This window comes from Microbulbifer sp. GL-2, from assembly GCF_007183175.1.
Taxonomy (GTDB): domain Bacteria; phylum Pseudomonadota; class Gammaproteobacteria; order Pseudomonadales; family Cellvibrionaceae; genus Microbulbifer.
In genome coordinates this window covers 1,485,386-1,500,036 of record NZ_AP019807.1, presented here as the reverse complement: position 1 = coordinate 1,500,036, position 14,651 = coordinate 1,485,386, and the positions used below count along the sequence as shown (strand labels likewise).

Sequence of the window (14,651 nt, the reverse complement as noted above, 5' to 3'; positions counted from 1 at the left end):
CCCATGAGTGATATAGATACCAAGGAAGTAAAGACCTACTTATTGGGTCTGCAGGATCGCATCTGTGACGCGCTGGGCGCTGAGGATGGCCGTGAGTTTCATGAGGATGCATGGGAGAGGCCCGGTGGTGGCGGTGGAAGAACCCGCGTGCTGGAGGGCGGTAACCTGATTGAAAAGGGTGGGGTGAATTTCTCCCATGTTTATGGCGAAGGCCTGCCGCCTTCGGCAACTGCTAGCCGTCCAGAGTTAGCGGGATGTTCTTTTGAGGCCATGGGCGTGTCCCTGGTGATTCACCCGCGTAACCCCTACATACCCACCAGCCATGCCAATGTGCGCCTGTTTGTTGCCAAGAAGCCCGGTGCTGAACCTATCTGGTGGTTCGGTGGAGGTTACGATCTCACTCCCTACTACGGTTTTGAAGAGGATGTTGTGCATTGGCACAGCACAGCCAAGCAAGCCTGTGAACCGTTTGGCGATGAGGTTTATCCACGTTTTAAACAATGGTGCGACAAGTACTTTTACCTGAAACATCGCGATGAGGCCCGCGGAGTCGGGGGGTTGTTTTTTGATGATTTTAATGAAGGCGGTTTCGATAATGCCTTCGGCTTTACCCGTGTAGTGGGTGACAGCTATTTGGAAGCCTATTTGCCTATAGTGCAAAAACGTAAAGACACTTCCTTTGGCGAGCGGGAGCGGGAGTTCCAACTCTACCGCCGTGGTCGCTATGTGGAATTTAACCTCGTGTTTGATCGCGGTACATTGTTTGGACTGCAAAGTGGCGGTCGCACTGAGTCGATCCTGATGTCACTACCTTCACTGGTCAGTTGGAAATACGATTGGCAGCCGGAGCCGGGCTCTGCGGAAGAGAAGCTCTACACCGATTTCCTGCCGCACCGGGAATGGGTGTAAGCCAGAGGGAATAGCACAACGGAGGTATGCCGTGCATCAAACGCGACTGGAAAGCATCAATTCACTGTTTCTGGACTATCGGCGTCATTTTGAAACAGGAGATGCCGAGCAGATAGCCGACTTCTACCGTTTTCCTCTGCATTACTATCGCGAGGACGGCAACAAGGCCGCAATTGATCGCGGTGCCTTTGTACTACAGGTGAATAAGCTGCTGAATGCCTACCGTCGCCTGGGCGTCTGCCAAATTCTCGGCACGGTTACAGAGGTCATTGAGTTGAATAACTACAGCAGTTTGGCCAGTGTGCGCTGGACGCTGTTACATCCCAAAGGGAATGAAAAGACGATGGAGCTTTACAGCTCTCACACCCGTTACCTGTTAACGGGGACAGAGCAGGGGCTCAGAATTGATGGCCTGATTATTGTCGACGAAAGCGCAAAAATCCGTGAGGCGGTCAAGGCACGCAAGAGGCCGCCCTCCAATGAGTGATCGCTACGCGGTGGTAGGCAATCCCATTGCTCACTCCCTATCTCCGCAAATTCATGCGGCCTTTGCTGTGCAGACAGGCGAGGACCTCAAGTACAGCAAACTGCTGGCGCCGTTGGATGGATTTGCCGACATTGTGCAGGCATTTTTCAGTCAAGGTGGTTGCGGGCTCAATGTCACTGTGCCGTTCAAACTGGAGGCCCGCGACCTGGCTGATGAACTCACCGAACGGGCTGCCGCTGCTGGAGCTGTGAATACTCTGATGCTTCGCCAGGGAGGTCAACTGCTGGGCGATAATACTGACGGCGCGGGCCTGGTGGCCGATATTCGCGATAATCTGGGCTGGTTAATTCACGGCAAACGTGTGTTGTTGCTGGGTGCTGGAGGTGCTGCACGCGGGGCCTTGTTACCGCTGTTGGCAGAGCAACCTGCCCATTTGCATGTGGCCAATCGCACGGCTGCCAGGGCTGAACAATTGGCGGATGAATTTTCCCACTACGGTGCCCTTAGTGCTGGTGGGCTGGAAGGATTGTGTGGCAGCTTTGACCTGGTGATCAATGCCAGTTCTGCCAGTCTGGATAACGAATTGCCGCCACTGCCTGACCACCTTTTTACCCAAGATGGTAAAGCCTACGACATGATGTACGCCGCTGGATCTACTCCCTTTGTGCATTGGGCCCATTCCCTTGGCGTTGAGGCGGCAGACGGCTTGGGTATGCTGGTCGGGCAGGCAGCAGAATCTTTTTTCCTATGGCGCGGTGTTCGCCCTCAAGTCGCTCCTGTGATGTCGCTGTTGCGCCAGGAACTGAAGAATAACAATAACTAGAGGAACTGACTGTGCGTGAACTGGCACGTAATTTATCCGTATGTTTTGCCGTTGGATGTTTTGGCGGCCTCTGTTATGCCCTGGGCCTGTGGGCTATGGGGCAATACGGCTTTACTCAATGGTTGGGAGTGGACCTGGCACCGCGCTTGAGCAATACCTATTTGTACCAGCGCATTGTCTGGGGTGGCCTCTGTGGCCTACTGTTTTTACTACCGTGGCGAAATGCCTGGCTCTTACGCGGTGCACTCCTTTCGCTGGTACCTGCGGGCTTGATGTTGCTCTACTTGCTGCCTCAACGTGGTTACGACTACGGTGCTTTTATGCTTGGGCACCTGACACCGGTGGTGATTATCCTGGCTTGTGCTATTGGTGGTATTGCCGCTTCCGGGTTGTTGCGCATTCAGGGTAAATAATAAGATAAATGCCGGCCTTACTGGCCGGCATGATACTTAAGCTTCGAACTCAATCTCGATCAGGCTGCAACTCTGGGTGTGGCCCATGGCGCGCTTGATGGCTGGATAGACCGAGGCGGTAGCGACGCTGACCCCCAGCTCTATTCTCTGCTTCGTGTCCAGCTGGACACTGATACGCTCATCAAGCACTGGGTCAATATTCTTGTAACTCGCCAACGCCGTAGAGAAATCAAAAATGTCCTTCAGTGTTTCAGGCAGGTTGCTACCGCCTTGGATACAGGCTTTGACTACCGTTGGATCCACATCCGCCTCCAGGGCCATACGCACATTCAGCTGCAGGCAGGCACCGCAGTCAGCCACCTGCATGGCAGCCAGTTTACTGACCCAGAATATATCCAGTGGCAGGAACTCCCTGTGCATCGACAGGGGTTGGAAATTAGCGAACTTTTCATAGCCTTTAGGGGAGCTTCGCAGAAACTCCTTGAGGTAGTCCATATCGTAGCGATATTTGTCGGAAAAGGCGTCCATCTCTTGCAGGCGCTGCTGTTCGTTCATGTCTAGGGCTCCCGGTTGTCGATATTAGAAAATTGAACCCAGCGGGTCCTGCAGAAGAGTCTTATCGGTTTTTCTGTTGGAAAGAAATTAGGTGCTATCGGCATTTTCGATAGGTGGGCTGTAATAATTGCCATATAAACGCCTGGCCTCGCGCGCAAACCAGAGTGCCGCCTGGCCTTGGGCAGTCCTGGCGGACCACAGCAGGTCCACATCCAGGCTCCAGCTGCTGAGCGCGCTGGTCAGATTCAGTTCCACCAACTTTCCACTCTTTAGGAAAGGGCGCGCCAGCTCATAGGGTGCATTGACCCAGCCGACACCCTTGCAGGCTAGGTCCAGGGCTTGTAGCAGGGAGTCACAAACCCAGGTCTGCGCTGACAATTGCCAGCGGTGCTGACTGGCCACCGATGCGGTAATAATTTGCCTATGCCGGGCAGCCTCGCTGAGACAGCTACTCTCCTGCTGGGCGAGTGGGTGATCTGGGCTGGCTAGGCAAAGAACAGCCTGTCGGCCGAGTGTGCTGAAGTCCAGTGCGTCAGGGTAATTCTGCCGGGCCGTTACGAAGGCAAAATCCACCGCGCCCTGGGCGATACTGCGTACGGCTTGCTCATTGTCAGCACTACTCAATTGCAGTTGGGTGTGCGGAAAACGCTCACTGAATGTTGCCAGCATGTCATTGAGGCGATCTGGCATAACCAGCTCCTCAAACTGGACTCGCAGTAGGGGTTCTTCACCGCACTGGTAGGAATCAGCTGCCTGCTGAAAGCGATGCAGTTGCCCCACGGCCTGGCGAGCCAGTGGCAACAGGGCCAGGGCTGCTGCAGTAGGTTGTGGATACTTTCCACTGCGATCAAACAATACCAGACCCAAGTCGAGCTCCAGGTTTTGAATCGTGGTGCTCACCGAAGACTGGGCACGGCCCAGCTCCCTGGCAACTGCAGAGAAGGATTCTGCTTCACAGGAGCGCACAAAAATATGCAGCTGATCCATATTGAGATTGAGCATGGCCATCGCTTAATTCAGGGATATTTAATACTCTTCCTGCAGCAGGTACTGCTCTTTGAGCTTTACATAGTTCTCGGCAGAGTAGCGGAAAAAAGCTTTTTCCTTATCGGACAGTGGGCGAGCTTTTTTACATGGCGCCCCAACATAGAGATAACCGCTCTCCAGAATTTTTCCCGGCGGCACCAGCGCTCCCGCAGCCAGCACAACTTCATCTTCAATTGTTGCACCGTCCAACACAATGGCCCCAATTCCGATCAGCACACGGTTGCCCACAGTGCAGCCGTGCAGGCAGGCCTTATGGCCGATGGTAACGTCTTCACCAATGGTCAGGGGCCAGCCGTCGGCATTGAAAGGACCCGCATGGGTAATATGTAATATGGCTCCGTCCTGTACACTGGTGCGCGCACCTATCTGAATACGATGCATATCGCCGCGCACAACGGCCATCGGCCATACGGAGCAATCGTCCCCGAGGGTGACATCACCGATCACAGCCGACTGTGGATCGATATATACACCACTACCGATTTGCGGGACTTTCTCACTGGTTGAGTCGTTGTGGCTGCGCAGTGGGGACATAAAGAAGCTCCTGTACAATGAATCCTCTATCATAGCTGTATCCTATTTTGAGCACAGGGTCCCGTATGTCCAATCCATTGCTGAATATCCCGTTACTACCCGCTTTTGACCAGTTGCAGCCATCGCAGGTCGAGCCGGCAATCTCAGAGTTAATCGTTAATTGCCAGCAACAATTAAAGCTGGGGCTCAAGAACCCCAGCTGGGACAACACCCTGGTTCCTCTTGAGCAGGCCCAGGATCAACTGAGTCGCGCTTTCTCCCCGGTTAGCCACCTTAACAGCGTATTGAGCGGCCAGTGGCGCTCACCCTATGAAGCAGCGCTTGCGCAGGTCACTGCCTATTGGACCGAGTTGGGGCAAAACCGTGAGCTTTATGATGTTTACCAGCAGTTGGCCGCAAGTGCGGAATTTGAAAACTGGCCACAACCGCGTAAAAAGGCGGTGGAGCTGGGGTTGCGGGACTTTGAGCTAAGTGGTGTCGGACTGCAGGGAAAGGCGCGTGAACAGTTCGCAGCCAACAGTCGCCGTCTGGCAGAGCTGTCCAGTCAGTTTGCTAATAATGTTTTGGATGCCACCAATGCCTGGACATGGCACACCGAAGATGAAGCTGAGTTAGCGGGCTTGCCGCAAACTGCACTGGCTGCAGCGCGCAGTGCTGCTCAGAGCAAGGACCGGGATGGATGGCTAATTACCCTGGAGGGGCCCAGCTATCTGGCGGTAATGACCCATGCGGATAACCGTGAGCTGCGCCGTCAGGTCCATCTGGCATTTGTCAGTCGAGCCTCTGAAGTTGGTCCCAACGCCGGTGAGTTTGATAACTCTGAGGTAATGGAATCAATTTTGGCCCTGCGCGCAGAGCAAGCCGATCTGCTGGGTATGGCTAATTATTCTGAGTTATCCCTGGCCAGCAAGATGGCGCCGAGTAACGAGCGCGTATTGGAGTTTCTCAATGACCTTGCCAAGCGGGCGAAGCCGGCGGCAGAAAAGGAAATGAAAGAGCTGCACGAATTTGCCAGTACTGAATATGGACTGGAAGAATTGCAGCCCTGGGATATTACCTGGGTTGCGGAAAAGCTCAAACAACAGCGCTACGCTATCAGCCAGGAGGAACTGCGTCCCTACTTTCCCTATGCAAAAGTAGTTGAGGGACTCTTTGCGGTTGTGGAAAAGCTTTTCGGAGTTACCGTGCAGGAAGATGCCTCGGTTGCGACCTGGCATGACGATGTGCAGTTTTTTTGGTTACAAAGAAATAGTGAGCGTATCGCAGGCTTCTATTTGGATGCGTTTGCCAGGGAGAAGAAGCGCGGTGGCGCCTGGATGGATACAGTGGCGACACGCCGCCAGACAAAACAGGGGCTACAGTTGCCTATCGCCTACCTGGTTTGCAACTTCAGTCCGGCCGCTGGTGATATGCCCTCGCTATTGACGCACAATGAGGTGACCACGCTGTTCCATGAATTTGGCCACGGCTTACACCATATGCTTACCGAGATTGATGTGGCGGCGGTTTCGGGGATCAACGGTGTAGCATGGGATGCTGTTGAAATGCCCAGCCAATTCCTTGAAAACTGGTGCTGGCAACCTCAGGCGATAGCCATGCTCTCTGCACATTTTGAAACCGGTGAGGCACTGCCTGAGAAATTACTGGATAAAATGTTAGCAGCGAAAAACTTCCAGTCTGCCATGTTTACCGTACGCCAGCTGGAGTTCGCTATATTTGACTTCCGTCTGCACTGTTGCGAAGACGGCCCATCCGCAGGGAAAATCCAGCAGATACTGAATGAAGTACGCTCAGAGGTTGCGGTTGTACCCGTAGCTGAGCAGAATCGATTCCAACATGGATTTAGCCATATTTTTGCCGGTGGCTATGCGGCAGGTTATTACAGTTATAAATGGGCGGAAGTACTTTCCGCGGATGCCTTTTCATTGTTTGAAGATAAGGGCATATTTGATGAGTCCACAGGTAAGCACTTCCTGCACAGTATTCTGGAGCAGGGTGGTAGCCGTGATGCCCTTGAATTGTTCACTGAGTTTCGCGGCCGAGAGCCTCAGATTGATGCCTTGTTGCGACATTCGGGTATTGAACAACAGGAACTGAATATCAGTCCGGCTTGAGTGAGCCTTTTAAGTCATGAAAGAATGAGTAGTAGTCATGATGAATACAGAGAAGCCTGATGCGGGTAAAAAAGCACTGAAAAAACGTTTTATTGCTGGCGCGGTATGTCCACGCTGCAGTGAGATGGACCGGATTGTAAATTACCAGGAGAATGGTAAAAATTACCGAGAGTGTGTTTCCTGTGGATTTAAGGATGAGATCCGCTTGCAGTCTGCGCCAACGGAATTACTGACCAGAGTCAGTGCCGCACAGAAAAAAGAAGTACATGAGGAACCGGTAAAACTCATTCAGCCCACAAAAAAAAATAAAAAGTGAAAAAGATATATTTGTTGTTTTTCGTTCTGCTTGTCATAATTTTTGCAAGTTTGTACGGCCTTAACCATTATCGTGAAATAAAGAGGCATCAGCAGGAGCAGAGCGCTCACCTGCTAGCCAGTTGCGTAAATCAGGGGATCCTGAGCCTGTTTCGGTTACAGGCAAATGATTGGAGAAAGCATCCAAACTATTATCTTGATCAGCAGAGAGAGCTCAATGAGAAAATCGCAGCGCTACCGAAAAAGATTCTTGAAGGGCCGTCATTTAATTCTTGGGAGTATGCACTTGACATCTGTGAGAAGCTGACCAGGAATACAAACCTGCAGCATATTACGATATTTCGTCCTCTCGGGGAACTGGCGTCAGCTGAAATGTCTGATTCCAGGACGTTTAAGCAAAAAGCATCCCTACGTAAACGTAAGAAAATAATCGGTGCACTTAAGGAGTCTGCCCATGCTGCGGACAGATACTTAAGAGATTTGCATAATGATATAAATATTAAATTGAGGGCTTACCGCTTCCCAGATGAAGAAAGAGAGCTAATCTGGAATCAAATTAATTCCGAGGTGCTTGAGTTTTACCAAAAGGGAAATTTTTCTCTGAAAAATTCAGAAGTTTATCTTGAAAGGGTTTCAGGATTCTATCGATTGATGGCAGAAAACCCTAGAGGGTATACAGTACGTAATGGCAGTCTGTATTTCTATGACCCTAAGCTCAGGTCAGAAATTGAGAACCTGAACCGGGCGATCCTGCAGGGAGAAGGAGAATTTTTTGCCAACTATAGCCAGATAGTTGCTCGCAAGCAGATACCAGTGGCTGACTACTAAAAAATAGTGAGCGGGTTTTAGAACATTATTATGCCCGCTCAGTTTTTACCATCCTGAGTTTATCGTTTTTATAATCTTCATTACAATTCATTAATCAGTGGTGTATCAAAGCTTAATTGATTGGCTTTTAGGTGAATTAATTATTTGACATACCCCTTAAAAGCTCATGTGACGGCCTTTTTACCCTGTTTACCAGTGCCTTTTTGTATCCAAGAGTCGGTTACAGTGTAGTATCGATAATAAAAAACAAGCCCCAAGGAACGTGCGCCAATCCACAAAAATAGGCTGAACCATATGCCATGGTTACCCCAATCCCGGGTTAACCACCAACTTGGAAAGAAAACTAGAATGGTGGCAATAAACATGGTATCGCGCATTTTTTGGCTTTTGCCAGCACCTATAAAAACACCGTCTAGTTGGTAGCTCCATACTGCCAACAGTGGTAGGGCACACAACCACCAGTAAACTCGGCCAGCCTGCTCAATAACTGAGTTGATATCGGTAAACAGGGATAGAATAACAGTTTGACCGGTAAGCAGGATAAAAGTAAGTCCGAGTGCGCTACCCAGAGACCAAATCCCGGCGCTGTATACAGTTGAGTGGAAGAGTTTGTTGGATTTTTTCGAGATGGACTCTCCTACCAGAGCCTCAGTAGCGTGTGCAAATCCATCCAGCGCGTAGGATGTCACCATTAACAACTGAAGCAAAATCGCATTGGCAGCCAGAATAGTATCTCCCTGTGCTGCGCCTTGGGCAGTAAAAAAAGTTAGGGTTAATAACAGCAGGCAGGTTCTAATAAATAGATCTGAGTTGATATGTAACAATTCAATCCAGGGCTTTGGATCGGCCCATGGAAGGAGCTTGTGTTTACGCAGTTGATCCGATATGCCAGTCCAGATACCGCGATCAATTCGGCGAAGTAAATATAGACCTAGAGCGAAGGCGAATATATCTGCACTTACAGTTGCCGCGGCTGCCCCTTTTGCGCCCAGACCAAGGCCGAGAATCAAGAAAAAATCCAAACCAATATTGAGAATATTTGCAGCGAGCAGGATATACAGTGGCGCTCGGCTATCCTGCCTGCCAATAAAGAACCCCAATATGGCGAAGTTGGCTAGTACCAGGGGAGCACTGATGAGGCGGATTTGCAAGTAAGATAGCGCATGGGGGCCGGCCTCAGGGCTGGTATTCATCCAGTAGACGATGTGACCCAATAGTGGAAAGGCGAGTAACTGGAGTAAAACACCCAAACAAAGCGCCAACAACAGTGCTCGCAGAAGCCATTCAATACCCCCCTCCTGGCTGCGGGCCACCAAACCGGTAGTACCCATACGAAGAAAGCCAAAAGCCCACAAGAGCATCGACATCACACTCGCCCCTACCGCGACACCGGATAGATACTCTGCTGAGGGCAAGTGACCGAGAATTGCAGTGTCCACAACCCCGAGAAGAGGAACAGAGATATTGCTCAGGATCATTGGCCAGGCCAGGCTCCATACTCTGCGCAATGGTTGTTTATCGAGTTGAGAGTGCTGCATAGGGAAACCACAAAAAAATACTATTTTTCGATATGGGAAACTACTCGAATATCGCGTGTTTAGTAGCTGAAAGTACGTCGATAGCTTGATCCAACAATGAGGAATGAAAACGCACAGGAATCAGCAGCGATAAGTGAACGGCATGATGGATAGAGGATTCCGGTACGAACTTCATTGACAGTGTCAATGCTGGGGCATGAGAAGTATCGATAATACAGTAGACCAAAATGACGCGTAAATCATTTGTTACTAAACTGTCGATTATAACTTAAGGGCTTAGAGCTACCTGATTGAAAAAACTCTGAAATATTTATTATTGCTTTCAGCGGGTGATTGATGCAGTTCACTTGAGAGATTTTACTGTGAGATAGGACTCTGGGTAATTGTTAAATTTAGCCAAATAAATCGCCTTGTGACAAAGGCTCTTTACCTGAGCCGTTTTTTAGTAAAGCCATCTCAATAAATTGATGAAATTTATTCGTAATTCCCTACTAAGTCCGTAAGTTTGAGCATAATTTTTCGCTATAAGGGCCAATTGACTTTTCGCTAGCAATATGTTCCTGTTGTACCTGCAGTAGTTGCGACAAATAAGAAACACAGGTTGTTGGTTGTACCTTCCGGACGACGACATCTGAAGTAAAAAAATCTTTTACTAAGAATAACAAGTTGCACTGACAGCGGTAATGTAGAGATATCTCTCTACCCAGTGTAAGTAGTCTTGTGTTACTACAGTATGTCCACAATTTTTGTGTGGAATTAATCTTGTACCGCTATGCGGTACGAGGATATTTCAGTTATCCGTGAAGGCCGGCGGCCAAAATAAAATTACGGGTTTCCCAGTGAAGCCCGCAACCACGGAGATCTGTAGGCGATGTTGAGAGGCTTCGATCGGCTGTTCGCCTTGCTGGCTGCTTCGCTGACCGCCCAATCTGTACTGGCGGAAGATGAGGCTGTTGAGCGCTGGGGGGTCAATATGCCCAAAGGGGTAACGGAAGTTGCCCAAAGCACTTATGAACTGCACATGCTGATCTTTTGGATATGTGTAGTCATAGGTGTCCTGGTGTTTGGCGTCATGTTTTATAGCATGTGGCGGCACCGCAAAAATAAAGGGTACCAGGCTGCGCAATTTCATGAGAGTACTGCAGTCGAGCTGGTGTGGACGATCATTCCCACCGTTATTCTGATCCTGATGGCAATTCCGGCCACCAAAACCTTGTACGATATTTATGATACGGACAAGTCAGACCTGGATATCATGATTACCGGGTACCAGTGGAAGTGGAAGTACGACTATCTAGGCTCAGATGTCTCTTTCTTTTCCAACCTATCCACGCCCCGTGCACAGATCAATAACGAGCAACCCAAGGGACCCAACTACTTACTTGAAGTGGATGAGCCCCTGGTAGTTCCCATCAAGAAAAAAATTCGCTTCCTGATCACCGCTAATGACGTAATCCATGCCTGGTGGGTGCCGGATCTGGCAGTCAAAAAGGATGCGATACCGGGATTTATCAATGAATCCTGGACACGTATTGAGGAACCGGGCATTTACCGCGGGCAATGCGCAGAATTGTGCGGCAAAGACCATGGGTTTATGCCGATAGTTATCAAGGCGGTACCGGAGGCGGAGTACACCGCCTGGCTCGGCAGTCGGGCGGCAGCGGCAGCAAAAATGCGCAAGCTGACCGAGAAAAACTTTACCTTTGACGAACTGTTTGCCCAGGGGGAAAAGGTATACAACCGTGCCTGTGCTGCCTGTCATCAAGCGAATGGGAAGGGTGTACCCGGTGTATTCCCGGCCATAGCTGGATCAAAAATCGCAACAGGCCCGCTGAATAGCCATCTGAACATCGTTATTGACGGTTCTCAGGTAAACCCGGCCATGCAGGCATTTGGAGAGCAGTTGTCTGAAGTAGATCTTGCGGCGGTAATTACTTATCAACGCAATGCCTTCGGCAACGAAATGGGCGACACGGTTCAGCCCGTTGACATCCTCAACTTCAAGAATAAGCAGTAAGCGTCCGGAGGAAATTTAGCATGGCACATGGTCCTCAAGCTGGATTAAAGCGGTGGCTTTACACCACAAATCATAAAGACATCGGTACTTTGTACCTGTGGTTTAGTTTTGCAATGTTTTTACTGGGCGGGTGTATGGCGCTGGTGATTCGCGCCGAACTGTTTGAGCCCGGCCTGCAGATTGTGCAGCCGGAATTCTTTAATCAAATGACCACAATGCATGGCCTGATCATGGTGTTTGGTGCAGTTATGCCTGCATTTGTGGGGCTTGCCAACTGGATGGTTCCGATGATGATCGGCGCTCCAGATATGGCTTTGCCGAGAATGAATAACTGGAGTTTCTGGATATTGCCATTTGGCTTCGCGATGCTTATATCCACACTATTTATGGAAGGAGGCGCCCCAAATTTTGGTTGGACTTTTTACGCTCCACTATCCACCGAATATGCGCCTCCGAGTGTGACATTTTTTATTTTTTCGGTGCATATCCTCGGTGCTTCATCAATCATGGGGGCAATCAATATTATTGCCACAATTTTGAATATGCGTGCACCTGGTATGACGTTGATGAAAATGCCGTTGTTCGTATGGACATGGCTGATCACAGCCTACCTTTTAATCGCGGTGATGCCCGTGCTAGCCGGTGTGGTCACCATGATGCTGATGGATATTCACTTTGGTACCAGCTTCTTTAGTGCTGCCGGTGGTGGAGATCCGGTTTTGTTCCAGCATGTATTCTGGTTCTTTGGGCATCCCGAAGTGTACATTATGATTTTACCGGCATTCGGTATTATCTCCGCGATTATTCCGACCTTTGCTCGCAAGCCATTGTTTGGCTATAGCTCAATGGTATATGCCACGGCAGCGATTGCTTTTCTGAGCATGATCGTGTGGGCGCACCATATGTTTACAGTGGGCATGCCGATTGCTGGAGAGCTGTTCTTTATGTATGCCACTATGCTCATTTCCGTGCCCACTGGAGTGAAGATTTTCAACTGGGTCTCCACAATGTTCCGTGGGTCTATGACCTTTGAAACCCCGATGTTATTTGCAATCGCATTTATCATATTATTTGCGATTGGAGGTTTCTCGGGTCTGATGTTGGCAATCGCTCCGGCGGACTTCCAATACCACGACACCTATTTTGTGGTGGCTCATTTCCATTATGTACTGGTTCCTGGTGCGATTTTCTCCATTACAGCGGCTGTATATTACTGGCTGCCTAAATGGACTGGAAATATGTACAACGAAACCATGGGGAAGGTTCACTTCTGGTTGGCGTTTATTGGTTTGAATCTGACATTCTTCCCAATGCATTTTGTAGGGCTTGCCGGTATGCCCAGAAGAATTCCAGATTATGCCTTGCAGTTTGCCGATTTTAATCAGATGGCCAGTATGGGAGCTTTCCTTTTTGGTGCCGCACAGGTGGTCTTCCTGTTTAACGTAGTTCGTACGGTAATGGGAGGCAAAAAGGCGACTGAGCAAGTTTGGGAAAATCCTCAGGGATTGGAATGGACAGTACCGTCACCAGCCCCCTACCACACATTCAGCACACCTCCAGTTGTCCGTTGACAGTTGAATAACTGATGAAAATTAGTGAAAACATCAAGATAACAACTAAATTGCTGGCGCTAGCCGCCAGCATGTTGGTATTCGCAATTTTCGTGATGCCGCCTTTGTATGATGCTTTCTGTGAAATTACTGGACTTAACGGAAAAACCGGCGCGCGTTATGAGGCGGTACCCGCTGCAATTGATACCAGTAGATTCATCACCGTCCAATTTGTAGCGAGTAATAATGACAATATGCCATGGAAGTTTTCTCCCAGCGTAATGTCGGTAGAGGTACACCCAGGTGAGGTCATGGACACTGTATTTTTGGCCTTCAACCCTACAGAAAGAGATATGATTGGTCAGGCTATTCCGAGCCTTGTGCCATTCAAGGCTGCTGAATATTTCCACAAAACTGAGTGTTTTTGTTTTAATCAGCAGGTTCTTAAGGCGGGAGAGAAAGCAGATTTACCGCTGAGATTTATTGTCGACCCAGATATTCCAAAAAATGTTAATACCATAACCCTTTCCTATACGCTGTTCGATGTTACGGAAAGAATCTCTAAAAATATCGATAAGAATAATGCCGAACCCGCTCGAGAGGGATAAACATATGGCTACCGAAAGCAGTTATTATGTACCAGAACAATCTAAGCTGCCGATATTTGCCACCATCGGTTTGTTTTTGATTGCCTTTGGTGCTGCGAATTGGATCAATGGTGGAAGCTCCTACATTTTCTTTATCGGAGCGCTCACCCTGTCCGCCGTATTGTGGTTTTGGTTTGCTGCAGTTATTAAGGAAAATATGGCTGGCCTGAACAGTGAGCAGTTGAAGCGATCATATGTTTGGGGAATGGGATGGTTTATTTTCTCAGAAGTTATGTTTTTTGCAGCATTCTTTGGAGCACTGTACTACATAAGGAACTTCTCCGTGCCATGGTTAGCAGGAGAAGGAGATAATGGAATTTCCAATATGTTATGGGAAGGATTCGAAAATTCCTGGCCTCTCTATGTAACACCAGATGCAGCAGCCCACGGTGATACGGCAAAATTTATTGGTCCAAAAGATGTTATTGATCCTTGGCACCTTCCATTATGGAATACAATCATCCTGCTAACTTCCAGTGTTACAGTTCATTTTGCCCATGTTTTCCTAAAAAAAGGAGAGCGCAGAAAATTCAATATGTGGTTAGGTGGCACTGTAGTTCTTGGCGGTGTATTCCTATATCTTCAGGCTAAGGAATACTATGAAGCTTATCAGCATTTAGGGCTTACCCTGGAGTCAGGAATTTACGGTACCACCTTTTTTATGCTGACAGGTTTCCATGGTGTTCACGTGACCTTGGGAACCATCATGTTGCTAATTATGTTGTTGCGATCCGTTATCGCACAACATTTTAAGCCTGACGATCACTTTGGTTTTGAAGCAGCAAGTTGGTACTGGCACTTTGTAGATGTTGTTTGGGTCGGTCTCTTTATATTTGTATATGTTCTTGGTGCTTAATAAATAATTATTTACGAC

At 49.1% G+C, this 14,651-nt stretch carries 15 protein-coding genes; 11 read left to right on the top strand and 4 right to left on the bottom strand.

Features of this window, described 5'->3' with window-relative positions; translation table 11 throughout:
• The first annotated feature begins 3 nt into the window (after nt 1-3).
• From hemF to GL2_RS06555, 4 genes are read left to right on the top strand one after another with little or no spacing between them, the layout of a single operon-like run.
• Nucleotides 4-909, top strand: a complete 906-nt coding sequence (hemF, locus tag GL2_RS06570) for an oxygen-dependent coproporphyrinogen oxidase (RefSeq protein WP_143729910.1) — start codon at nt 4-6, stop codon at nt 907-909.
• A gap of 31 nt (nt 910-940) precedes the next feature.
• Nucleotides 941-1,396, top strand: coding sequence for a hypothetical protein (locus tag GL2_RS06565; protein WP_143729909.1), 456 nt, complete (start codon nt 941-943; stop codon nt 1,394-1,396).
• Nucleotides 1,389-2,219, top strand: a complete 831-nt coding sequence (gene aroE, locus GL2_RS06560; protein ID WP_143729908.1) for a shikimate dehydrogenase — start codon at nt 1,389-1,391, stop codon at nt 2,217-2,219. The genes GL2_RS06565 and aroE overlap by 8 nt, the downstream gene beginning before the upstream one ends.
• Before the next feature lie 11 nt (nt 2,220-2,230).
• Nucleotides 2,231-2,632 carry a hypothetical protein gene (locus GL2_RS06555; protein ID WP_143729907.1) on the top strand — a complete coding sequence of 134 codons (402 nt, stop codon included), beginning with the start codon at nt 2,231-2,233 and terminating at the stop codon, nt 2,630-2,632.
• 36 nt (nt 2,633-2,668) lie between these two features.
• On the opposite strand, the gene GL2_RS06550 is transcribed toward GL2_RS06555, so the two are convergent.
• From GL2_RS06550 to GL2_RS06540, 3 genes are all read right to left on the bottom strand, one after another.
• A complete protein-coding gene (locus GL2_RS06550) occupies nt 2,669-3,187 on the bottom strand; it encodes a hypothetical protein (RefSeq protein ID WP_143729906.1) in 519 nt (172 codons plus the stop codon).
• 87 nt (nt 3,188-3,274) lie between these two features.
• Nucleotides 3,275-4,189: a LysR family transcriptional regulator gene (locus GL2_RS06545; protein WP_172621078.1), complete on the bottom strand. Its 915-nt coding sequence runs from the start codon at nt 4,187-4,189 to the stop codon at nt 3,275-3,277.
• Between the two features lie 24 nt (nt 4,190-4,213).
• Complete coding sequence (locus GL2_RS06540) at nt 4,214-4,768, bottom strand: gamma carbonic anhydrase family protein (protein WP_143729904.1); 555 nt, start codon at nt 4,766-4,768, stop codon at nt 4,214-4,216.
• Nucleotides 4,769-4,833: 65 nt separating this feature from the next.
• On the opposite strand from GL2_RS06540, the gene GL2_RS06535 reads away from it, so the two are divergent.
• The 3 genes from GL2_RS06535 to GL2_RS06525 are packed head-to-tail and all read left to right on the top strand — an operon-like array spanning nt 4,834 to nt 8,025.
• A complete protein-coding gene (locus tag GL2_RS06535) occupies nt 4,834-6,882 on the top strand; it encodes a M3 family metallopeptidase (protein WP_143729903.1) in 2,049 nt (682 codons plus the stop codon).
• A 37-nt stretch (nt 6,883-6,919) separates the two neighbouring features.
• Nucleotides 6,920-7,198 (top strand): YheV family putative zinc ribbon protein, encoded by a 279-nt coding sequence (locus tag GL2_RS06530; RefSeq protein ID WP_172621077.1) that lies wholly within the window; start codon nt 6,920-6,922, stop codon nt 7,196-7,198.
• Nucleotides 7,195-8,025 carry a hypothetical protein gene (locus tag GL2_RS06525; protein WP_143729902.1) on the top strand — a complete coding sequence of 277 codons (831 nt, stop codon included), beginning with the start codon at nt 7,195-7,197 and terminating at the stop codon, nt 8,023-8,025. The genes GL2_RS06530 and GL2_RS06525 overlap by 4 nt, the downstream gene beginning before the upstream one ends.
• A 164-nt stretch (nt 8,026-8,189) precedes the next feature.
• Here the strand turns inward: GL2_RS06525 and GL2_RS06520 are convergent, their stop codons facing one another.
• A complete protein-coding gene (locus GL2_RS06520; RefSeq protein WP_232053778.1) occupies nt 8,190-9,563 on the bottom strand; it encodes an MATE family efflux transporter in 1,374 nt (457 codons plus the stop codon).
• An 871-nt stretch (nt 9,564-10,434) separates the two neighbouring features.
• On the opposite strand from GL2_RS06520, the gene coxB reads away from it, so the two are divergent.
• Genes coxB through GL2_RS06500 form a run of 4 tightly spaced genes read left to right on the top strand, consistent with a single transcriptional unit; the run spans nt 10,435 to nt 14,633 of the window.
• Nucleotides 10,435-11,580: a cytochrome c oxidase subunit II gene (coxB, locus tag GL2_RS06515; protein ID WP_143729901.1), complete on the top strand. Its 1,146-nt coding sequence runs from the start codon at nt 10,435-10,437 to the stop codon at nt 11,578-11,580.
• Nucleotides 11,581-11,600: 20 nt separating this feature from the next.
• Nucleotides 11,601-13,151 carry a cytochrome c oxidase subunit I gene (gene ctaD, locus GL2_RS06510; RefSeq protein WP_143729900.1) on the top strand — a complete coding sequence of 517 codons (1,551 nt, stop codon included), beginning with the start codon at nt 11,601-11,603 and terminating at the stop codon, nt 13,149-13,151.
• Nucleotides 13,152-13,165: 14 nt separating this feature from the next.
• Entirely contained in the window at nt 13,166-13,738 is a 573-nt protein-coding gene (locus tag GL2_RS06505) for a cytochrome c oxidase assembly protein (RefSeq protein ID WP_143729899.1), read from the top strand.
• A gap of 4 nt (nt 13,739-13,742) precedes the next feature.
• On the top strand, nt 13,743-14,633 hold the full coding sequence (locus tag GL2_RS06500) for a cytochrome c oxidase subunit 3 (RefSeq protein ID WP_143729898.1): 891 nt from the start codon (nt 13,743-13,745) through the stop codon (nt 14,631-14,633).
• Nucleotides 14,634-14,651: the final 18 nt, after the last annotated feature.

Coding starts and splice junctions, on each gene's coding strand:
- hemF (WP_143729910.1), top strand. CDS start 4: ATGAGTGATATAGATACCAAGGAAGTAAAGACCTACTTATTGGGTCTG.
- aroE (WP_143729908.1), top strand. CDS start 1,389: ATGAGTGATCGCTACGCGGTGGTAGGCAATCCCATTGCTCACTCCCTA.
- GL2_RS06550 (WP_143729906.1), bottom strand. CDS start 3,187: ATGAACGAACAGCAGCGCCTGCAAGAGATGGACGCCTTTTCCGACAAA.
- GL2_RS06545 (WP_172621078.1), bottom strand. CDS start 4,189: ATGCTCAATCTCAATATGGATCAGCTGCATATTTTTGTGCGCTCCTGT.
- GL2_RS06540 (WP_143729904.1), bottom strand. CDS start 4,768: ATGTCCCCACTGCGCAGCCACAACGACTCAACCAGTGAGAAAGTCCCG.
- GL2_RS06535 (WP_143729903.1), top strand. CDS start 4,834: ATGTCCAATCCATTGCTGAATATCCCGTTACTACCCGCTTTTGACCAG.
- GL2_RS06530 (WP_172621077.1), top strand. CDS start 6,920: ATGATGAATACAGAGAAGCCTGATGCGGGTAAAAAAGCACTGAAAAAA.
- GL2_RS06520 (WP_232053778.1), bottom strand. CDS start 9,563: ATGCAGCACTCTCAACTCGATAAACAACCATTGCGCAGAGTATGGAGC.
- coxB (WP_143729901.1), top strand. CDS start 10,435: ATGTTGAGAGGCTTCGATCGGCTGTTCGCCTTGCTGGCTGCTTCGCTG.
- ctaD (WP_143729900.1), top strand. CDS start 11,601: ATGGCACATGGTCCTCAAGCTGGATTAAAGCGGTGGCTTTACACCACA.
- GL2_RS06505 (WP_143729899.1), top strand. CDS start 13,166: ATGAAAATTAGTGAAAACATCAAGATAACAACTAAATTGCTGGCGCTA.
- GL2_RS06500 (WP_143729898.1), top strand. CDS start 13,743: ATGGCTACCGAAAGCAGTTATTATGTACCAGAACAATCTAAGCTGCCG.